Annotated in this window: 9 protein-coding genes; 7 read left to right on the plus strand and 2 right to left on the minus strand. The window is 36.4% G+C overall.

The window, feature by feature from the left end:
- Positions 1–15: 15 nt before the first annotated feature.
- Complete coding sequence (locus C8D80_RS11890) at positions 16–1,854, minus strand: T9SS sorting signal type C domain-containing protein (protein WP_133610679.1); 1,839 nt, start codon at positions 1,852–1,854, stop codon at positions 16–18.
- A 460-nt stretch (positions 1,855–2,314) separates the two neighbouring features.
- Between C8D80_RS11890 and C8D80_RS11895 the strand changes: the two genes are divergently transcribed.
- The 3 genes from C8D80_RS11895 (at position 2,315) to C8D80_RS11905 (ending at position 17,075) form a co-directional block, all read left to right on the plus strand.
- A complete protein-coding gene (locus C8D80_RS11895) occupies positions 2,315–9,049 on the plus strand; it encodes a GEVED domain-containing protein (RefSeq protein ID WP_133610681.1) in 6,735 nt (2,244 codons plus the stop codon).
- A 251-nt stretch (positions 9,050–9,300) separates the two neighbouring features.
- Entirely contained in the window at positions 9,301–14,910 is a 5,610-nt protein-coding gene (locus C8D80_RS11900; protein ID WP_133610683.1) for a GEVED domain-containing protein, read from the plus strand.
- 197 nt (positions 14,911–15,107) lie between these two features.
- On the plus strand, positions 15,108–17,075 hold the full coding sequence (locus tag C8D80_RS11905; RefSeq protein WP_133610685.1) for a hypothetical protein: 1,968 nt from the start codon (positions 15,108–15,110) through the stop codon (positions 17,073–17,075).
- A 1-nt stretch (position 17,076) separates the two neighbouring features.
- Here the strand turns inward: C8D80_RS11905 and C8D80_RS11910 are convergent, their stop codons facing one another.
- Positions 17,077–17,400, minus strand: a complete 324-nt coding sequence (locus C8D80_RS11910; protein ID WP_133610687.1) for a hypothetical protein — start codon at positions 17,398–17,400, stop codon at positions 17,077–17,079.
- A gap of 28 nt (positions 17,401–17,428) precedes the next feature.
- Between C8D80_RS11910 and C8D80_RS11915 the strand changes: the two genes are divergently transcribed.
- The 4 genes from C8D80_RS11915 to C8D80_RS11930 form a co-directional block, all read left to right on the plus strand.
- Positions 17,429–17,608, plus strand: coding sequence for a DUF5522 domain-containing protein (locus C8D80_RS11915; protein WP_111567629.1), 180 nt, complete (start codon positions 17,429–17,431; stop codon positions 17,606–17,608).
- Positions 17,609–17,739: 131 nt separating this feature from the next.
- A complete protein-coding gene (locus C8D80_RS11920; protein WP_133610689.1) occupies positions 17,740–19,716 on the plus strand; it encodes a urocanate hydratase in 1,977 nt (658 codons plus the stop codon).
- 68 nt (positions 19,717–19,784) lie between these two features.
- Positions 19,785–20,297 carry a DUF4136 domain-containing protein gene (locus C8D80_RS11925; protein ID WP_133610691.1) on the plus strand — a complete coding sequence of 171 codons (513 nt, stop codon included), beginning with the start codon at positions 19,785–19,787 and terminating at the stop codon, positions 20,295–20,297.
- A gap of 121 nt (positions 20,298–20,418) precedes the next feature.
- Positions 20,419–23,906, plus strand: a 3,488-nt coding sequence (locus tag C8D80_RS11930) for a beta strand repeat-containing protein (protein ID WP_317125881.1), incomplete at its 3' end; no start/stop codon positions are given.

Raw genomic sequence — 23,906 nt, forward strand, 5'->3', positions numbered from 1 at the left:
CTATAATAGAGTTTATTATTTTCTAGAAATAATTACTTTTTTACTTACATCTAAATTGTCTCTTGTTTTTGTTTTTACAACATAAACACCATCACTTAAAGCTGAAGTTGAAAACTCATATGAAACTGCTTTTCCTAAATTAGTCTTATTCATTACTAATTTTCCAGTAACATCATACATCATTAAAGCTGTGATATCTTTATTTAAAGTATTATAAATGGTTAACATTCCGTTTTCGTTATTTTGAAAAACAGTAAAAGCATCAGCAAAATCAGTTGGGTTATCCAACACCACATCAGTGTTTTTGAATGTAATTTCATAACGCGATCTATTATCACCTGCTGGCATTACCATATCAAAAATACCATTCTTAATATCATAGTAAATTCCTGTTTGCTTGTCGTGTAAGTATACCGGCTGGTTATCATCAAAGTCTACCACATCTTTCACTTGAAGTTTAAAGTTTGTGCTTGCAGTACATCTGAAACCTACAGGTATTCTTTTATCAATATCAAATTGAACCGCAGTTGCTACATATTCATGAGGCATATCAGTTAATACATAATAAAATTCTGCTGTTTCACCAGATGGCGAACGTCCGTCAGCACCATAATCAAAACCATCTGTAGCTGTATCTAAAAACGCAATAGTTGTTGGGCGAACACCACCATTATTGTACATAGCATGAATTCTAATGTAAGGAGCTGTACCTTTTCTAATTTGAGTGTAATCTGTTCCTGCTACGTTAGGTATTTCAGGAAAAAATTCAGAATTTGGATCATATACATCGGCTGAAGCAACTTCAGCATTTCTTGCAAATTGCGACTGATTTACTACTCCTTCTTTTACGAAAACACGAAATGCATTTTGCATAGTAACACTACCTGCAGCAGTTCCCATTACCATAAATCCTTGTCCAACTGGACTGAATCTTCTTTGAAAAATTGTACCAGCTCCAGCAGGTACTCCTTGATTTCCAAGATTATCATACGTCCAAAAAGCAGCAGGAGTATAAATTCCAGTTCCTGGATTATAAATTCCGTATCCTCCTTGGTATTGGTTTAAAACATGCGTATTAACCACTACTTGTTCCCAAAAATAAGCTTGACCATTAATTACCGCAGCATTTGATGGGTGTAATAAATAAGCATTTAAATCGATTGCACTTGGATAGGGATTACCAACTAACGTAAAATTACCTGCAGATACAGGGATTGACATATTTCCATCATTAGGTTTTCCTCTAAAATCATAACGTTGTCTGCTTCCAGAATTATTTTGAACTCCCTCTATTGCTTGAGCAACAGTAGCATCTGTACCAGAAGTCCCTTTCATGGTAAAACCTTCACCTGCGTTAATTGTAGATCCAGCACCTACATACGTCCATTGCGCATATGCATTTGAAGTTATGAAGCGGTAAATCCATCTTGGAGAAATCGCTAAAGGGCTCGATGTACCATTAAGATTACTGGTTGGTAAAACGATTGCTGGCGTGCTCGTTGTTAATCCTGTTGGACGATTCAACATTGCAATACCAAAAGTTTCATTTCCAACTGCAGCCGAAGCATTACCTACTGGAGAACACCAATAATTGTATTGAAAATTATTCGTCGTACCTTCCTGAAAAACAGAAAGTTTACCAGCACCTGTATTGGCACCAGCACCAGCAGTACCTTGTAATAATTGTGAATTATTCCTAAGAAAGAAATTTCCATTATTTTGTAAATTCACATCTTGTCTTACGTACATGAACTGATCGTTAACAAATACGTAACTATTTGGGCTAACATACATTTGAGAGAATGCTGTTAACGAACCCAAAAAGCCTAAAGTGGAAAGTATAATTCTTTTCATAATCCTGGTTTTTAATATATTACTTGACAAAGATAAGTATTAAGTATTTATTTTTTGTTAAAAAAAACATCTTTTAAACGATAAAAAACGCATTTCATCTAAATTAATCGCAATTAAACTTGAAAAAAGTAGTTTATTACTTAAAATTTTAAGAAAAACTACCTGACAAAAAGCAATAAAACCAGACCAAATTGCAAAAAAATTGAATTAAAAAAATCAATTCAAACAATGCATTTCATCGATTTTTTTATACATTTTATCGATTTTTTTGCTGTTTTTTACCAACAATGCAAGGTTTTCACAAAACCACCTTTAATTGTGATGTAAAATATTCTATTTTATTGCTATATTTGTTTTTGTATAGTCTAAAATTAGCATTTCATTCATTTACGAGGAAATTCAAATCTTGGATTTAAAAAAGATAAAAAAAATCAAAACAAAGAATACAAACCCCCTATTTATGAAACAGAATTACAATTTATTAACCCATTCTAATGCACTAACACTTGCATGGAATAACTTTTTTCTGAAAGGTAAAACACAAACAATCAGCTTATTTGTGATATTTTTTACACTTTTTGGATTTTCTGATGCTTTTGGACAATTTCCAGGAAATGACAATGTCGCTGGAGCTGCTAAAATTTTTAACGTTCCTGCTGGAGTAACCTCAGTAACAGCTTCTGCATGGGGTGCTGGTGGTGGTGGTGGTGGCTCAAGCACAAACGGAGCTGGTGGTAACGGTGGTGGTGGTGGTGGTGCTACTACTAGAGTTATTGCAGTAACTGGAGGAACAACTACTTTTACATACACCGTTGGTGGTGCTGGTACTGCTGGAGCCGCTGGGGCAACGGGAGGTAACGGTGGGTTATCAAACATAACTTCATTAGCACCTGCTACTAACATGATTGCAAATGGAGGTACTGGAGGTAGAGCAAATGCATTAGCATTGAACCTTCCTGTTAATAGCGCAGGAGGTACTGCTTCTGGCGGAACAACAAACAACACAGGAAGTAATGGTATCTTGGGCGGAGCTTCGGGTGGAAACGGAGGTAACTCTGCTACTGTTATTGGAATATTTGGTGCTGGTGGTAATGGTCAAACAAATAACCCAGGATTACCAGGAACAATTCCAGGTGGCGGTGGTGGTGGTGGTGAACGCGGAGGCGGTAACCAACCAGGTGGCGCAGGAGCAAATGGCCAAGTATCTTTTCAATATATTGGAGTAACAAACATTACTCCTAATCCAGTTTGTGTAGGTAGTACAATCACAATAACTGGATTTAATTTTAACCTTGGAGCAACAACAATTACCGTAAACGGAACTGCTTGTACAAGTGTAACTGTAGTGAATGCAACAACTATAACAGCTGTTATCGCAGCTGGAACAACTTCAGGAACAGTAGTTATAACAAACCCTAACGGAACTAATAATGGACAAACTTTAACTGTTAATCCTTTACCAGCAGCTATAGCTGGTGGTTCAGCAACTGTTTGTACAGGCGCTTCTACACCAGCATTTACAAGTGCAACAGGTGGAGGAACTTGGTCTGTAATTCCTGGAACAGGAACTGCTAGTATTTCAGTAGGCGGTGTTTTAACAGGCACAACTGCAGGTACAGTTACCGTAAGATATACATTACCAACAGGATGTTTCGTGAATTCTGGAACTATAACAATAGAACAAACCCCTGGCGCAATAGCAGGTGGTTCAGCAACAGTATGTAATGGAGCATCAACTCCTGCCTTTACAAATCCAAATGCAGGCGGAACATGGTCTGTACTAAACGGAACAGGTACGGCAACTATAACTGGTGGAGGAGTTCTTACAGGAACTTCACCTGGTACTGTAACCGTAAGATATACTATTGGGACATGTACTCCTGCTACATTCAATGTAACGGTAGTTGCACCCCCACCAGCAATTGGCGGTGGCGCTATTACAGTTTGTACTGGTGCTAATACGCCAGCTTTTACTAACGCAACTGGAGGAGGAACATGGTCTATTATTAACGGTACAGGTTCTGCTACAATAAACCCTGCTACTGGTGTAGCAACAGGTGTTACAGCAGGAGATGTAACCGTAGTTTATACGGTTTCAGGATGTAGTACAACTACAAACTTAACCGTAACAACCGTACCGGTAGTAGTTACTGGCCCAACACCAACAAATGCCGCTACTGGAATTTGTTATTCTGGTGTAGGAGCAATTTCAAGTATTTCTTGGGGAGCTTCAAGCGGCGCTTCTTCTTACGATGTTTATTTTGGAGCAGGAAGTGTTCCTGGAACAGTTACTGCTAACGTAGCTACAAATTCATATAACACAGGAGCTTTAGCAGCAAGTACAACATACTTTTGGAGAGTGGTTGCTATAAATGCTTGTGGAAACGCAGTTACTTCTGCAACTTTCTCTTTTACAACAGCTGCAGCGCCATGTGTACCTTCTTATTGTGTACCAACTTTCACAAGTGGAGTTGAACCAATTAGTAATGTAACTTTTAATACAATTAACAATACAAGTGCAAATGTTTGTAGTGCTGGTTTACAATATGAAGACTTCTCTGGAACAAGCACAACAGTTATTAAATCTTCTATTTATAACCTATCTGTAACAGGAAACACTTGTGGAAATTTCACAAACAACATAAGAGCTTATGTTGACTGGAATATTGATGGTGATTTCCTTGACGCTGGAGAGAGTTTCGATATAGGAACCATAACTAACTCTGCAACCGGAATAGCAACACTACCTATTACAATTCCAGCTGGTGCCACAACAGGTGTTGCCAGAATGCGTATTATGAAAAGATTTGGTGGCTATCCAACTTCAGCTTGTCAAACTGGTGCTGGTTTTGGACAAGCAGAAGATTATAGTTTAAATATCATTGAGCCTGCAAATTGTACTGGAATGCCTTTAGCGGGTACAGCAACACCAGCAACTCAAACAATAACTACAGGAACTTCTACAAATATATCTGTAGTTGGTTATTCTACAAATTTAGGAATCACGTTCCAATGGCAACAAGCAACAGCTCCGGCTGGACCTTATACAAATGTTGTTGGCGGAAGTGGAGCAACAACTGCGACCTATACAACACCAAACTTAGCGACACCTACCTATTATATATGTGTTGTTACTTGTACAAATAGTAGCTTAAGTGCTAACTCAACTGTAGCCGAAGTTTTAGTTGCTAATCAAGTTTTAGTTAGCGGCCTTGGCACGAACAATGTAAATTGTGGTACCAATGTAGTATTAAAAGACCATGCAGGTGATGCAAACTATGGAAATGCTAGAGATGATTGGTCTGCATTAAATGTTACTTCAACTGCTGTTGTAAACATCAGCGGAACCTATGATACTCAAAGTGGTAGTGATGGTATCATCTTATATGACGGTGTAGGAATTTTAGGAACACAATTAGCAGTTTACACAGGAACTGGAACTATTAATTACACAGGAACACCTGGGCAAACCATAACAGTAAGATTTGTATCAAACGGTTCTGTTGTAGCATCAGGTTTTGTACTAAATGTAACTTACAGCGGAAATTGTAATATTCCTTGTGTGGCACCTACTGCATTACCTACTGCATTATCTTTAACAGCAACAGGTACTGTAATTTCAGGAGCATTTACACATGCGGTTCCACAACCTGACAACTACCTTGTAGTTGTTAGTACTAACCCAGTTGCCCCTACTCCTGCAAACGGTACAAGTTATGCAGTTGGAGCTACAGTGGGTGCTGGTTATACTGTAGTTGCAAATGGAACTAATAATTCTTTTTCTGCATCAGGACTATTAAACTCAACTACTTATTACATATACGTATTCTCATTTAATAGATTATGTATTGGAGGCCCTTTATATTTAGGAAACTTAAACGGAAGCATTACTACAACTGCTACTGATCCTTACTGTATAGCCACATCTAACGTAAGTACACGATATATTGAAAACATATTCACAGTTGGAGCAATTACTAACTTAAATAATATGGGAACTGGTAGAGCTCCAAGTGGCTATGCCGACTATACTGCTTCTACCCCAGTTACTCAAATTCCAGGAGGTGGTGTTGCAATCGATTATTTACTAAGAGTTTCAAGACAGTTTATTAGCATGTGGGTTGACTGGAACAATGATGGAGACTTCGTAGATGGTGGAGAGGCTGTTTATACCTCTACTGCCGTTCAAACCATTGAAGGAACAGGAGGATTTGTAGTTCCGCCAGCACAACCATTAGGAACGTACAGAATAAGAATCAGAACACACGAAACAGTATCTGCAATTAATCCTTGTACCTCGCCTTATCCAACAGGTGAAACAGAGGATTACAGATTAGTTGTAGTTGCAGACTGTTTAGCAAAACCAGTTGCTCTATACGATGGATCACGATGTGATAACGGAACAGTTGTTTTGGGAGTAGAAGGTTCTGCTGGAGTAACTGAATTTAGATTTTACGATTCATTATATGGTGGTAACTTAATAGGAACGCAAGCAGCTGTACCAGGAACAACTAACTGGACAACTCCTTTCTTAACTGCAACTACTAAATATTATGTTACTGCTTTTAACGGAAGTTGTGAATCATGGTATAGAGAAGAAATTATAGCAACTGTAAATCCTACAGCTAACATTGTAGTTACACCTTCTGTTCCAGAAGTGTGTGGTGAAAATAATGTTGTTCAAATTGACGCAGGTGGTGACGAAGTAATTGACTACTTAGTTAATGAAGAATTTGAAGGTGGTTTGGGAACAATGGTAAGATTCAACGTAGCAGGTCAAGCAAACGTTGACACGCAATGGACAGGAAGAACAAGTCCGTATGTTCCAGTTGGATCTGTATGGAAACCAGCCCTTACATCAAGAGCTATTGGAAATGGATTTGCTTTAGCTAATTCCGATTTTACAGCACCAAACCCTAAAGACACACAACTTAGAACAGCTGTATTAGACGCATCTGCTTACAGTGATTTAACATTAAGCTTTAGACATCATTTCTCTTATTATCCAGGAGAGCCTGTACAATTTGGTTATGTTGATGTTTCAACAGATGGTGGGGCTTCTTGGCCAACAACTTTAGCAACTTATACGTCAAACCAAGGATTTGCTGGGCAATTCTCGACCGTAAATATAGATTTATCTGCATTTGCCGGACAACCAAGTTTAATGGTTCGCTTTAGATATTACCTGGCTGGAGGATCAGCATGGTGTAATGGCTGGGCTATTGATGATGTACAATTATATGGTACGCGTCCATTAAACACAACATTTACATGGACAGGTGGAACAGTTGATGCATTTATCGACCCAGCTTGTTCAACACCTTACGTAGCACAAGCAGTATCAACTGTGTATGTTAGACCTACGGCTTTACAGTTAGCTTCAACTTCATGGTCGTTTACAGCAAATGCAACACTTGGTAATGGATGTCCAATATCAGAATTTATTGTAATTAATAATAAAACTAAACTTTGGAAGGGTAATGTTGACAACAATTGGTACAACGCAAACAACTGGGAACCAGTAGGTGTACCAGATGCAAATACTTGTGTATTTATATACCCAGGAACTCCAGCTATTAATACTTCAAATATTAATACTGCAACTAATGATGGTTTTGCAAAAACCGTAACTGTTAGACCTTCTGGAGTACTTACAATACATCCAGGTAATGATTTAACTGTAACTGATAACGTTACTGTTGATGCTGGAGGAACATTCAATATTGAAAACTCAGGAAGTTTAATTCAAGTTAACAATTTAGCTAATAGTGGTAACATTTCAATGAGAAGAAATGTCAACTTAAGAAAACTAGATTATGTGTATTGGTCTTCACCAGTAGCAAATTTCCAAGTAAGCGCAGTATCGCCTGGTACATCGGCTGGATATAGATTCAAATGGATTCCAACAATTGGAACTAATCTTAATGGTTGGGGTAACTGGACAGCAGCTAACGAAGCAATGGTAGCCGGAAAAGGTTACATTGTAAGAGGCCCTAATACGTACACTACAGTTCTTCAAAACTTTACCGCTAACTTTGTAGGTGTTCCTAATAATGGTATTATCAATATGCCTATAAGCAGAGGTATTTATGATGGTGCTGATTATGCAACAGGAGCATCAGCAACTCTAGCTACAAGAGATGATGACAACTGGAATTTAATTGGTAACCCATATCCTTCAGCTGTAAATGCTAATTTATTCTTAGCTACTAATACAAACATTGCAGGATTCATCAAGTATTGGACACATGGTACTTTACCATCAGCGGTTACATCTGATCCGTTTTACAACAATTATGCTCAAAACTATACTGTTGGAGATTATGTAACTTACAATGCTACTGGAGCTAATCCAGCAATTGGAAATGGAAATATTGCTGCAGGTCAAGGATTCTTTGTATTAATGAACCACAGTTCTGCCGCTACAACCGAAAATGTAGTTTTCAATAATAGCATGAGAAGAAATGATTACAGAAATGATATTTTCTACAGAAACGCGAATGTAACCGACGCGGGTAGTGAAGAAAAACACAGAATTTGGTTAAATTTAATTACACCTTCTTCAACTTCAAGCACAACTTTGATTGGTTATATAGCTGGTGCAACTAATGAACTAGACCGTATGTTTGATGCACCTGCTTTAGATGTAAAAACGAATTTTGAATTGTATTCTTTCTCAAATGCAGACAAATTAAATATTCAAGGTAAGGCATTGCCATTTAATAATGAAGATTTAATACCATTAGGGGTTAAAATCTCACAAAATGGAATACACACTTTAGGAATTTCAACAGTTGATGGTCTATTTACAGATACTGCTCAAAACATTTATTTAGAAGATAAAACATTAGGAATAACTCACGATTTACGTGTTGCTCCGTATAGTTTTACTGGAGCAGTAGGTAACTACGAAAATCGTTTTGTTTTGAAATTCAATAATGCGACTTTAGGAAATGAAGACTTTACTGCTAATGCAGTAACTGTTTATACAAATGAATTTATCAACATTACTGCAACGAATCAAACTATTAAATCTGTTAAAATTTATGATTTATTAGGACGCGTTTTAGGAACATTTGATAATGTAAATTCAGAAACATTTACTAGCAAAAACATTGCAAAAACTCAAACTGCTTTATTAGTAGAAGTTAAACTTGACAATGGTGCAACCAAAACTTACAAAGTGATTTTCTAATTAAAAATCTCAAAATAATTTAAAAAAGGCTAACAATTATGTTAGCCTTTTTTTTGTTTTACCAAATCCGCAACCAATACAACTTAAAAAAATGAAAAGTGTTTATTTATCGATATAGCCTTCTAAAGTTATCAACAAAATAACGTTTTCTTAACAAATGTTTCATTTTAAGCTTGCTCAATTCACATAAAAAAGTATTTTTGTGTCAAAATCAACACAATCAACTATAAACTACAATTTATTAACTTAAAATGAAAACTCTTCCCTACTCTTGGAAAAACTTTCTGGTTTTTCTATTTTTTATTTTTACTACTATTACGTTTGCGCAAAGTGGAAATGATAATTGCTCGAGTGCAACTGCCTTAACACTAGGAACAACTTGTACAAACACTGCTTTTACCTTTACAGCTAATACAGTAGAAACTGGCGCTGCAGACCCTGCACTTTGTAACACAGTCACTGCATCAAGAGATGGTTGGTACACATTTACAACTGGAGCAACTACAAACCAGATAACATTAAACGCTACAACAAACAGACCTTGGGTTGTAGCAATATATTCCGGAAATTGTAGTGGGTTTACTCAAGTCGCATGTAATAATGCAGGCCAAAATACAGCAATATCATTAAACCCAACCGTTTTACCAAACACTACATATTATATTAGAATTGGACGAACAAACGTAAATACAAATGCCTGGACAGGAACAGTTTGTGTTTATGACACTACACCTGCCGCTTGCACAGGAACCCCAACAGCTGGTACAACTTCTGTTTCACCAACTTCTGGTGCGGCTGGTTCAAGTTATACAGTTTCAAATACAGGTCATGCTACAGGTTCAGGCATTACTTATCAATGGCAATCCAATACTAATGGCGCTGGATGGGTAAATGTTGGAACTTCGTCAAGCACTTATTCTAATACTACTGCTACGGCTCCAGCATCTGGAACTGTAATTTGGAGATTAGTTGTAACATGTACTGCTAGTGGGCAAAGTTCTAACTCAACAACGGCTACTTTTACAGTAACTTCTACTTCAAACTTCACTTGTGCAACAGCAAGAAATCTTCCTTGTGGAACGACAAATCTAGCAGGTACAACTGTTGGCTCTTCAAATACTCCTCATGGTACAGGATGCTTAATTTCAAATTATGGCGCTTGGTACACTTTTGTAGGTGATGGACAACTAACATCAATATCATCAACAGCAGGAGCTGGCTATGATCATGAATTATCAATTTCTTCAGGAAGCTGTGGAACATTTACAAATTTAGCATGTCAAGATAGCGGATTAAGTGGTGGCATAGAAACTTATACATTTACTGCAACAGCAGGAGTAACTTACTATGTTTATGTTGCACATTATTCTTCCGGAAGTACAACAACAGGAACTTTTACCATTTCTAGAACTTGTATTGCACCAATAACAAATGATAATTGCGCAGGTGCTATCAGCGTACCTGTTAACCCAACAAGAACTTGTACTTCTACTGTAGCTGGTAGTATCATAGGAGCTACAGACTCTGGAGTTACGACAAGTGGTTGTGGAGGAACTGACGATGATGACGTTTGGTACAGCTTTGTTGCTACTTCAACTACACATCATATTGAATTATTGAATGTAGTTGGAAGTACTACAGATTTATATCACGCCGTTTATAGTGGCACATGTGGTAGTTTAGGAGCTGCAATTTTGTGTTCTGATCCAAATACCAGCGTAGTAACAGGATTGACTCCTGGAAACACTTATTACTTACAAATTTATTCTTGGGGAAGTTCGTCAGGTCAAAACACAACATTTGATATTTGTATTTCGACCGATCCAGTTTGTACAACTCCTGGCTCACAAGCATCAGTATTTACAGCAGGAACCATTACTTCGAATTCCTTTCCTGCTACTTTTTCAGGAACAGCAGACGGATTCTTAGTTATTCGCTCTACTTCAGCTACTCCTCCATCTGCACCAGTAAATGGTGTAGTTTACACAGGTGCTAACATCGGAACTTTAGGAGCCGGATTAACTTTAGTTCAAAACGGAGCGTCAACAACCATTCTTGGAACGGGATTAACTGGTAATACTCGTTATTACTATTATATTTATGCTTACAATAATACCGCATGTTCAGGAGGTCCTTTATACAATACTTCTAGTCCTTTAACCGGAAATGCGGTAACATGCCCAGCATCACCTTCACCAGTAAACACTGCAAGTACCTTAACTAGTATTAACTTCTCATGGCCTTCTTCTTTGGGAGGCGGAATTAACGCTGTTACATACCAATTACAAGTTACTACTGATGCTGGATTTACAGCTAATGTAGCTGGTTCACCTTTTACAATTAATGACCCTACAACTTCACAAAACGTTGCAGGTTTAACTTCAAATACAACTTACTATTATAGAATCAGAGCCAATAATGGTTGTTGGAGCGCTTATACAAGCGGTTCTGCCACAACAGGTTATTGTACTTTTACTACCTCAAGTAGTTCTTATTGGATAAGTAACTTCTCAACTACTGGTGGTAGCACTAATATTAATAGAAATTCAAATTACACAGCTGGAGGTTATGCTAATTACTCTGGTACAGATATTGTTACACAAATATTAGGACAGTCTTTCAATTTTTCAACCACGATGAGTTCTGGAACTCATGGAATTAACATTTATGTAGACTGGAATAACGATTTAGATTTTAATGATGCTGGTGAGTTAGTATATGCAAGTGGTGTCTATGTTGGATCAGCCACTGGAACAATAACAATTCCAGGAGGAACAACAGTTGGTAATCACAGAATGAGAGTAGTCGCAAACTACTTAGATGAAAACCCTACTGCTTGTGGCTCTAACACTTACACCGAAGCTGAGGATTATACTATAAATGTAGTAGCACCTGCAGCATGTACAGGAACACCAAATGCAGGAACTGCTACTGCAACTCCTAATACAGGATGGCCAGGTTCAACCTACATCGTTGCAGCTACAGGTTATTCAATTGCATCTAATTTAACTTTTCAATGGCAATCTAGTACTGATGCTGGAGCTACATGGACTAATGTTGGCGCACCAACTAGTTCTTATGCAAACTATACAGCTACCGCTCCTGCAAGTGGAGTGATACTATGGAGATTGAGAGTTACTTGTACAAATAGTAGTCAATCAGCCAATTCTACAACAGCAACGTTTACAACTATGGCAGTTAGTGATGTAGAAACAGGTTGTCCAAATGTAGAATCTGGAGGTTTAGGATTAAATGGAGCCGATCCTGCAGCTATCAATTGTACTGCAGCATCAACTTGTGTTGACTTAGAAGCTACCTATTTAGATTTAGGAAACACCACAAATTATATTGTTGAGCCAATTGCATATAATCCACCATTTGCTTTCACAGGATTAGCAAACCCTATTGTTTTAGGTACAGATGATTATTGGAGTAATCAAGTTGTTGATTTACCTTTCGATTTTTGTTATTTTGGAAATACATATGACCGAGTTTTACCTGGTCCAAATGGGGCTTTGACATTTGACACCTCATTAGTTGGAGCTTACGCAGGTTATTCATTCGCAAATAATTTACCAAGTACTACAGGCGCTTTATTTAACAACACTATTTATGGTGTTTATCATGACATCAACTCCACGTATGGTGGCCAATTTGGTTGGGAATTAGTAACATTATCAACTGGGTGTAGAGCTTTAGTTGTTGCTTACAATAATGTTCCTATGTTTTCAAACAATGCTATTCTTTATTCGGGAATGATTGTGTTGTATGAAAACTCAAACATTATTGAAGTATATGTAAAAGAGAAAAAAATTGACAATTACAACATTAGTCCTTGGAATGGCGGTAATGCTATTATTGGTTTACAAAATAGCGATGGTACATTAGCAGTTGTTCCTCCAGGAAGAAATGGATTAGATACTAACTGGGAAGCCACAGGAGAAGCTTGGCGTTTTGTGCCAGATGGTGCTTCAATTGCAACTCTAGAATGGCATGAAGGATCAGGAACATCAGGTCCTGTTATTGGAACTACTCCAACACTTCAAGTATGCCCTACTTCTACTACTACCTATACAGCTGAAATCACTTATACTTTATGTGATGGAAGAACTATTATAGAAACAGACGAAACTACTGTTACTATTAATGGCGCAAAAGTTTGGGATGGTTCTGTAAGTACAAACTGGAACGTAGCTAACAACTGGACTCCTGCTGGTGTTCCAACAGCTTCAGACTGTGTAGTGATTCCTGACACAGCTAACGACCCAATTATTTCAGGCACTAACTTTAATGCTTTAGGTTTAAACTTGACTGTTGATAATAATGCAACTTTAACTGTTACTCCTGATAATTATTTAACAATTACAGACTGGGTTAACATCAATACTACTGGTAATTTAGTTTTACAAAATAGCGCTAGTTTGATTCAAATTAACAATGATGTGAATCAAGGAACAATGAATATGACTAGAACGGCAGACATCCGTAAATTAGATTATGTGTATTGGTCTTCACCGGTGACAAATTTCAATTTGAGTAATGTTTCTACTGGTACTACTGGTAATAAATACAAATGGACACCAACAATTCCAACCAATACAAACGGTTTTGGAAATTGGGTAGGCGCAAATGAGATTATGGCATTAGGAAAAGGTTACATTGTTAGAGGTCCAGATAGTTATACAACTACTCTAGCTCCATTCAATGCCGTGTTTATAGGAACACCAAATAATGGAACTATTACTACACCTATCTCAAGAGGCACTTGGAACGGAGGTTCTTATGCAACAGGTGTTTCAACAACTCCTGGAACAAACAATGACGACAACTGGAATTTAATTGGAAATCCATATCCTTCTGCAGTAGACGCAATTGACTTCTTAACGTTAAACACTAATATTGATGGTTTTATAAACGTTTGGACACATGGAACTTTACCAAGTTCAGCTATTGCAGATCCTTTTTACAATAATTATGTTTATAATTATACGCCTGGAGATTATATCACTTACAATAGTTCAGGCGCTTCAGCTGGTCCTGGTGCATTTGGAGGTTATATTGGGGCTGGTCAAGGATTCTTTGTATTAATGAATCACACTTCTGCGTCTACTTCTGAAAATGTTACTTTTAACAATTCAATGAGAAGTAGTGCATATGACAACACTCAATTCTTTAGAACATCTGATGACAATGGTAGAATTTGGTTAGATTTAATTGCAGCAAATGGTTCAAACGTAAGAAATTTAGTTGCTTATGCAGATGGAGCTACCAATAATAGAGATCGTATGTTTGATGCGATTACTGATGAGAAATTAAGTTTAAATTTATATTCAGCTATTGGAGATGAGTTTATGAAAATTCAAGGTAGAACTTTACCATTTGACCAAGAAGACCGAGTTCCTATGGGAATAAAAATTCCTCAAAATGGTAATTACACTATTGGAATTGCAGCAGTTGATGGTTTCTTTACTGATACAAATCAAAACATCTATTTAGAAGATAAAGCAACTAATATCATTCATGATTTAAGACAAAATCCATACAGCTTTACAGCAGATGCAGGAAATTACACAACTCGCTTTGTACTAAGATATACAAATGAAACCTTGGGCGGAGACGATTTAATAGCTGATGAAGCAAATTTATGGATTATTAGTTCAGATGTTTTATCAGTAAAATCAACTAAAAACGAAATTAAATCTGTGCGTGTTTTTGATGTTTTAGGAAGACATTTAGCGTATTATCCAAATGTTGATGGATATGAAGTACCTTTAAGTACCATTCAAAAAAACAATGCTGGTTTGATTATTCAAGTAACATTATCTAACGGAACTGTTATTAGTAAAAAAGCGATTTACTAAACAAATAAAAACTTTAATAAAGAAAAAGCCCCAACGTAATGTTGGGGCTTTTTCTTTTATGTCTTAGATTCCATATTTAATTAAAAATCAAAAAAAATAACACTTTTTTTAATTTTTGTTATAATATTTTGGACTTGATTATTAAAATCATACCTTTGCACCCGTTTTAAAAACCCCTATATTTGAAAACTTATTATATGAAAAAAGTATTATTTATCATTTCTACATTGCTTATTGGTGCAAACATAACAGCACAAGTGGGTGTTGGCACAACTTCACCTGCCGGAGCACTTGACATAACATCAACAAATGATGGTTTATTAATTCCGAGAATAGTCTTAACCGCTACTAATGTGGCAACTGTAACAACTCCAACAGAATCTGAATTAGTTTATAACACAGCTACATCTGCAGTAGGGCCTAACCAAGTTACTCCTGGTTTTTATTATTGGAACGGGACATTATGGGTAAGAGTTGCAACTGGTAGTTCTAATGATTGGGCTTTAACTGGAAATTCAGGAACTACACCTGGAACAAATTACATAGGAACTAGTGATGCTCAAGATTTAAGAATAAAAACTGGAGGAAATGATAGGTTAAATATATCTAACACTAATGGTCAAGTTCAGTCCTACTTTGCAGGAACTAATACAGAACCCGCTTTCTCTTGGAATGCAGATTCTAACACAGGAGTGTTTCGCTCTGCAGCAGACAATTTAGGATTAACAACTAATGGTGTTGAAGGATTAAGAGTAAGAGAAAATAGTAATGTCAGTATAGGTGCAACTTACGCATCAACAAATGCCGCACCAACAAATGGATTAAGAGTAGAAGGAAATACTGTAATTGGAAAAGCATCTGGAGAAGATTCTAGAGATAGTTTTTCATCACATACTTCTGCATCTTCATTTCAAACAGTAAATGGTTATCCAAATAACACTAAGAAAAGAGCAATTTCTGGTTATGCTGACGATAGTGGTATTGGTGTATTTGGAGTTTCAAACAAAACTGGATATGGAGTAGTTGGTTTAACTCAATCGGGCACAATTTCAAGCTTTGTACAAACTGGAGAAGGTGTATTAGGTCAAGCCGATGGAGCTACTGATGCTTCAATTACAAAAATTCCAATCGGTGTACATGGTATTATTGATGAAACAGTTTCTGGTAAAATAGTTGCTACACCTGTTTTAGGAGAAAATAATAATATTACAATTGGTACAGGATTAGGTGGAGGTGCCTATAATTCTTCAGCACCTGCAATTGCAGGAGTATATGGTAATATTGGAACAAGAGCTACTTCTGTTTCTACTAATACATATCAGTTTGGTGTTATTGGAGATATATTATTATTAAACGGGGGTGCTGGCCAACCAGATGCAACCGGAGGAGTATTAGGAACTAGTGCAAGTGGTGATTTTGGTATTTTAGGATATAAATCAAAAAACGGTACAAATTATAGTGTATATGCAGGAACAACAAACAATGATTATGGAAATGGAACTGGTAGACTTTCTAATTCAAATATAGCTAACAACAAAATTGGTCTAGGAATTAATGGTGGTTTTATGGGTGGTTACGTTAAAGGAAATCAATTTGGATTAATGACACAAGGTGATGAATTTGGAATGTATGTTCAAGGAAATACAATTACAAACGAACCAATTGTACAATTAACAGAAACAAATAATGCACAAAGAACAATCTCATATACCGCAACTTCTACTGAAGTAGATGTAACAACAAGAGGTGTAGGAAAACTTTCTAATGGAGAAAGTTACATTACATTCAAAGAAGCATTCAAAAATTTAGTTTCTAACAATGAAGCAATTAATATTACCATTACTCCTACTGGAGAAACTAATGGTGTTTATATTAGTAAAGTTACAAATGATGGTTTCTATGTAAAAGAAAACACAAACGGAAGAAGCAATGCATCTTTTAATTGGACGGCAATTGGAACTAGAAAAGGTTATGAAAATGGGGTAGTAATTTCAGATACTGTTTTATCTAACAATTTTGACAAAAACATGAATGGAGTTATGAATAATGATGGTGGTAAAGAAGAAGGAACTCCTATCTATTTTGATGGAAATAATGTTCGCTTTGAGAGAATACCAGAAGGAATTATTCAATACAATACAAAAGAAGCACCTAAAAAGAAATAATTTAGAACTTCAAAAAATTCCAAAAAGGCCTCTTCTTTAAATAGTCGAGGTCTTTTTCATTTGTATAGGCTTCCCGTTCAAAAGAAATATTATAATAAGCCTCTCTCCTATCTTTATATTGAATTAACCTCACCAAATATTCAACAAAATACCAAACAAAAAAGAAAACAATCAAAAGTTCTAATTGTTGTTTGATATGAATTCTCTCATGATTCAATAATACAGCATGCGATTTATCTTTTTTATCAGATAAAAACACAAATGGAAAAAAGGTAAAACCCCTAAACCCTTTCGGAATTAAATATTTAAAAACTATTACAATCATTTCGTGCAAAGTTGCTAAATTTGTCGATATGAATAACGATTTAAATCCGAATAATTTAAAAGAAGGTGAAGATTTCTATTACACACCCGAAGGATACAAGTGTTTCACAGAAAAATACCATCTAAAAAGAGGCTATTGTTGTAAAAGCGGATGTAGACATTGCCCTTATGGTTTTGATAAAAAAACCGGAACTACCAAGAAAAAATAAAATGGACATACAATTATTCAAATACCGAATCAAAATTCACAAGTCCTATCACAGGTCAGACATTCGTTATCCCTAGTTTTCTAAGTTATGACTTTAGGAAAAAATAATGTAAACGAATTAACACAACAAAAATGACATTCCAAGAACAAATACTACAAGGCATTCCATCGGTTTTACCAAATCCAAAACCGTATGAAACTGAAATAAATCACGCACCAAAAAGAAAAGAAATTCTTTCAAACGAAGAAAAAAAATTAGCTTTAAAAAATGCACTTCGCTATTTTGATGCGAAACATCATGCTGAATTAATTCCAGAATTTAAAGCTGAATTAGAAACTTACGGAAGAATTTACATGTATCGCCTACGTCCAGACTACAAAATGTATGCTAGACCAATTTCAGAATATCCTGGAAAATGCGAACAAGCAAAAGCGATTATGTTGATGATTCAAAACAACTTGGATTATGCCGTAGCACAACATCCGCATGAGTTAATTACCTATGGTGGAAACGGAGCTGTTTTCTCAAATTGGGCTCAATATTTATTGACCATGAAATATTTGGCAGAAATGACTGAAGAGCAAACTTTAGCCATGTATTCTGGTCATCCAATGGGATTATTTCCATCGCATAAAGACGCACCAAGGGTTGTGGTTACTAACGGAATGGTTATCCCAAATTATTCTAAGCCAGACGATTGGGAAAAAATGAATGCGTTAGGTGTTTCGCAATACGGACAAATGACGGCTGGAAGTTATATGTATATTGGTCCACAAGGAATTGTACATGGAACAACAATCACCGTTTTAAACGGATTTAGAAAAATTAAAAAATCTCCAAAAGGCGGATTATTCGTAACTTCTGGATTAGGAGGAATGAGTGGCGCTCAACCAAAAGCCGGAAATATTGCAGGTTGCGTGACCGTTTGTGCTGAAGTTAATCCAAAAATCACACACATTCGTCATTCACAAGGTTGGATTAACGAAATTGTAGAAGACATTACATTGCTTGTTGCAAGAGTTCGAAAAGCATTAGAAAATCAAGAAGTAGTTTCTATTGCTTATTTAGGAAATATAGTAGATGTTTGGGAACGTTTTGATCAAGAAAATTTACACATCGATTTAGGTTCTGATCAAACATCATTGCATAATCCTTGGGCTGGAGGCTACTACCCTACTGGTTTTTCATTTGAAGAATCGAATGAGATGATAGCTAATAATCCTGAGAAATTCAAAGAAGAAGTTCAAAAAACCTTACGTCGTCATGCGGCAGCGATAAACAAGCACACTGCAAAAGGAACGTATTTCTTTGATTACGGGAATGCCTTTTTGTTAGAAGCTTCTCGTGCTGGAGCAGATATTATGGCAGAAAACCATATCGATTTTAAATATCCAAGTTACGTCCAAGACATTATGGGACCTATGTGTTTCGATTATGGTTTTGGACCATTTCGTTGGGTTTGTGCTTCAGGAAATCCAGAAGATTTAGCTAAAACAGATAAAATTGCTTGTGATGTTTTAGAAGAAATGATGAAAAACTCGCCAGAAGAAATCCAACAACAAATGGCCGATAACATTCAATGGATAAAAGGTGCTCAAGAAAATAAATTGGTAGTGGGCTCTCAAGCTCGTATTTTATATGCTGATGCCGAAGGAAGAATTAAAATCGCGGAAGCTTTCAATCAAGCAATTGCACGTGGAGAAATTGGTTACGTAATTTTAGGAAGAGATCATCACGATGTTTCAGGAACAGATTCACCTTATCGCGAAACTTCTAATATTTATGATGGTTCTCGTTTTACAGCTGATATGGCCATTCAAAACGTAATTGGAGATAGCTTCCGAGGCGCAACTTGGGTTTCTATTCACAATGGCGGTGGCGTTGGTTGGGGCGAAGTAATTAACGGTGGTTTTGGTATGGTTCTTGATGGTAGTAAAGAAGCATCAAGACGCTTAGAGTCAATGCTTTTCTGGGATGTAAACAACGGAATTTCAAGAAGAAGTTGGGCAAGAAATGAAGGAGCCATTTTTGCAATAAAAAGAGCTATGGAGACGCAACCTTTATTGAAAATTACCATCCCTAATATAGTAGATGAATCATTGTTATAATTTCAAGTTTAAAGTAAAAGGAAATCAACTTTAAAACTTGAAGCCTTAAACTTTAAAAACCTGTATTTATGAAAACGTTAAAATTACTTTCGATTCTTTTTATAGCAACTCTTGCTTCTTGTAGTTCAGTAAGAGTGAATGCTGATTATGATAAAAAAGCAACTTTTACCAACTACAAAACATATGCTTATTTAAAAAGCGGAATTGATAAAGCTGAAATTTCAGATTTAGATAAAAAGAGAATTTTATATTCGATAGAAGAAGTAATGGCAACCAAAGGCTTTACCAAATCTGAAAATCCTGATGTTTTGATTAGTATTTTCACAAAGGAAAGAGAACGTGTAGATATTTATCAAAACTATGGCTTTGGCTGGGGTTGGAACCCTTGGTGGGGCATGGGACATACTAATGTGACTACAACTCCAGAAGGAACTCTTTTCATAGACATCATTGATGCTAAAACCAAAGAATTAGTTTGGCAAGGCGAAGGAAGTGGTTACTTAACAAAAAATACAGACAAAAAAGATGCTCGCATTAAAGAGTTTGTTTCAAAAATTTTGGAGCAATATCCTCCAAAATAATATTTGTAAAGGCGTAAAATAAAATTTACGCCTTTTTTTATATTATTAATACTTACATAATATTAGTCGTTAGTTGTTTTTGTAACTTTGCACCCGCTTTTCAAATGAAGCTTTTTACAGCATGAATTTTTTTAAGGTTTTAACCCTATCTATAAGCTTGTTTTTATTTTCAAATTACAGCTTTTCACAATGCTTTGAAATAGAAAGTATCTTGGTAGATGCGTGTGACAATACCACAGATGAAGCTTACAATGAAATGTTTCGAATGAGAATTGGAGGAGCAGCATTAAATACAAATACTTTAAATGTTAATTGGCCAGCACAAACGTGGCTTGGATTGGTTCAAAATGCAGCAACAGCTGCCAAAGTTTCGCAATTAAACGCAGCTATCGTAGCAGCCGGTGGTTGTGGTCAAATTTTAGAACCCACTGGAGGAGTTCTTCCTGCTAATTCAACTGTTATTGTAGTTACAAGCCCTAATTTAGATACAACTTTGAATTCTTTTGGAGCTTTAACTTCTACTATTTATATGATATTCCAAAATACTCCAGCATCTGCAAATGCAGGGCATTTCGGGAACTATAATGCAACTCCAGCCACTCGAACTTTAGCTGTTACTTTTGGTGGCGGATGTTCTGACTCTGTGACATATCAAAGAGCTAATTTAGTAAACATCTTTGGAGCAGTTGGAGGTTCAGTATCCGACTTAAATGGTTCTACTGTAAATTTCACTGCTTCAGGAACCGCTTCTTATGTTAATAATGGATGTACTGCCCCTATCCCTCCTTTCACAGTTGAAGCAGGAACTACACCAATTACTGCATGTCCTGGGCAAATTATCAATTTAACAGGAACTGCTCAAGGTCAAACAAGTGTTACCTGGACAGCAGCTTCTGGAAGTTTTTCAAACCCAAATAATTTAGCCACTTCTTATACTGTACCTCTAAGCGCAACCAGCGGTAGTTCTATAACCTTAACTTTATCAGTAACTAATTCCTGTTCAGCTACAATTACAGACAATATCATAATTAATGTTGGCGGACCAAGTCTTACATTAGCTTCTGGTTCTAATACACAAAGTGTTTGTTTAGGCGCTTCTATTTCATCTATAACGTATACATTTGGTGGTGGTGCAACCGGAGTAAATGTTTCTGGTTTACCAGCTGGTGTCACTTCAATTGTTTCTGGAAATAATGTTGTTATTAGTGGAACACCAACTACTACAACAGGTTCTCCTTTCAATTATAGTATTACTACCACAGGAGGTTCTTGTGGAAATGTTACTACAAACGGAACTATAACTATTAGTAATAGTGGTTCATTAAATTTATTTTGTGATACCGGAAACTCAACTCCAACATCCTTAGCATTTGATTTTAGTAACGTGGGACAAAGTAGTTTTACTTATAGTTACACTATTGATGGCGGAACCCCTATTACAGGAACACATTTTGCCCCTTCGAATTTCACAGTTTCCGGATTAACTCCAGGGCAAACCGTAATTTTCACATTAACTGCAAATGGAGTTTCTTGCGTTCCATCTCAAACTGTAAATTGTTCTACATCTTGTCCAACCCCAACACTTGCTTTAACTTCGGCAACTGGAACAAATACGCAATCAACATGTATTAATACCAACATAACTCCTATTACTTATACATTTGGAAACGGAGCTACAGGAGTGACTGTAACAGGTTTACCTGCTGGAGTTAATCATACTATTTCAGGAAATACGGTTACCATTAGTGGAGCACCCACATCAACAATAGGCTCTCCTTTTTCTTATTCGATTACTACAGTTGGTGGCTCATGCGGAAATGCTTCTCGAAACGGAACTATTACAGTAAATCCAAGTCCAACTTTGGTTCTAAACTCAACAGTAGCAACTACAAATCAATCTGTTTGTGTAAATACTTCCATTAATGCGATATCTTATACTTTTGGTGGTGGTGCAACTGGAGTAACAGTTTCAGGTTTACCAGCTGGTGTGAATTCAATTGTTTCTGGAAACACAGTTACTATTAGCGGAACTCCAACTACAACGACAGGTTCACCTTTTAACTACACCATAACTACTTCAGGAGGCTCTTGTGGAACTACATCTCTTAATGGGACTATAACCGTTAATCCAGCTGTAAGTTTAGCACTAACTTCAGCAACTAGTACAACAAATCAAATTGTTTGTGCTAACATTGCTATATTTCCTATAACTTATACTTTTGGAAATGGCGCTACAGGATACACAATTACTGGTTTACCAACTGGAGTTAGTCATACAGTTTCTGGAAATACAATTACCATAAATGGAGCTCCCACATCTACAACAGGTTCTCCTTTTTCCTATTCCATTTCTACCACAGGAGGTTCGTGTGGAACAGCTACTCTTAACGGAACTATCACAGTAAATCCAAGTCCAACTTTGGTTCTAAACTCAACAGTAGCTACTACAAATCAATCTATTTGTGTAAATACTTCAATTAATCCGATATCCTACACTTTTGGTGGAAGTGCAACTGGAGTAACTGTTTCAGGTTTACCGGCTGGTGTAAGTTCAATTGTTTCTGGAAATATTGTTACTATTAGCGGAACGCCAACTACAACAACAGGCTCCCCTTTTAACTACACTGTAACTACTTCAGGTGGCTCTTGCGGAACTATATCTCTTAATGGAACTATAACCGTAAATCCAGCTGCTACTTTAGCACTAACTTCAGCAATTAGCACAACAAATCAAATTGTTTGTACCAACACTACTATAATTCCTATAACTTATACTTTTGGAAATGGAGCAACTGGATACACAATTACTGGCTTACCAACTGGAATTAGTCATACGATATCAGGAAATTTGATTACTATAAGCGGAATTCCTACAGGAATTATAGGAACTCCTTATACTTACACCATTACCACTAATGGAGGTTGTGGTTCTCAGAATTTAGCAGGCGTTTTAACACTTACAAATGGAACAGCTCCTGTTTTTACACAAGTATTACCAATTTGTGCTGGAACAACTACTTCTCCATTACCAACAACATCAAATAATGGTATTACTGGAACTTGGTCACCTGCATTTAATAATAGTGCTACAGATACTTATACGTTTACACCAAATTCGGGACAATGTGCTTTAAACACACAAATGACAATACAAATTACTCCTAGTCCAACAATAACAAATGTAGCTTTCAGTTCTAATATTTGTTCAGGAAGTTCTACTGATATTGTTCTAACTAGTGATGTTATAAATACAACTTACACTTGGAGCGCAACGATATCTAATATCACAGGTTCTTATGTAACTAGTGGTAACGAGACCAATATCAACCAAATTGCTACATTAACAGATTCTGAGAATATTGGAACTATTACAATGGTAATTATTCCAAGAGCTAATGGATGTGATGGAACACCAAGAACTATTTTAATCACGGTTAATCCTAATCCAGTGATTGAGAGTGTTACCGTAGCAGACAATTCGGTTTGTTCGTCAACAAATGGTACTAATAATGTACATGTTGATATTGTTGGAAATATAAGTGGTATCACTTACACATGGACAGCTATCACAAATGGTGTAACTGTAGTGGGAGGAGTTACTTCTGGTAC

This window comes from Flavobacterium cheniae, from assembly GCF_004363695.1.
Taxonomy (GTDB): Bacteria; Bacteroidota; Bacteroidia; order Flavobacteriales; family Flavobacteriaceae; genus Flavobacterium; species Flavobacterium cheniae.

What these genes read in the sequence shown, in the direction of transcription:
- C8D80_RS11890 (WP_133610679.1), bottom strand. Translation starts at nt 1,854, where the DNA reads ATGAAAAGAATTATACTTTCCACTTTAGGCTTTTTGGGTTCGTTAACA.
- C8D80_RS11895 (WP_133610681.1), top strand. Translation starts at nt 2,315, where the DNA reads ATGAAACAGAATTACAATTTATTAACCCATTCTAATGCACTAACACTT.
- C8D80_RS11900 (WP_133610683.1), top strand. Translation starts at nt 9,301, where the DNA reads ATGAAAACTCTTCCCTACTCTTGGAAAAACTTTCTGGTTTTTCTATTT.
- C8D80_RS11905 (WP_133610685.1), top strand. Translation starts at nt 15,108, where the DNA reads ATGAAAAAAGTATTATTTATCATTTCTACATTGCTTATTGGTGCAAAC.
- C8D80_RS11910 (WP_133610687.1), bottom strand. Translation starts at nt 17,400, where the DNA reads ATGATTGTAATAGTTTTTAAATATTTAATTCCGAAAGGGTTTAGGGGT.
- C8D80_RS11915 (WP_111567629.1), top strand. Translation starts at nt 17,429, where the DNA reads ATGAATAACGATTTAAATCCGAATAATTTAAAAGAAGGTGAAGATTTC.
- C8D80_RS11920 (WP_133610689.1), top strand. Translation starts at nt 17,740, where the DNA reads ATGACATTCCAAGAACAAATACTACAAGGCATTCCATCGGTTTTACCA.
- C8D80_RS11925 (WP_133610691.1), top strand. Translation starts at nt 19,785, where the DNA reads ATGAAAACGTTAAAATTACTTTCGATTCTTTTTATAGCAACTCTTGCT.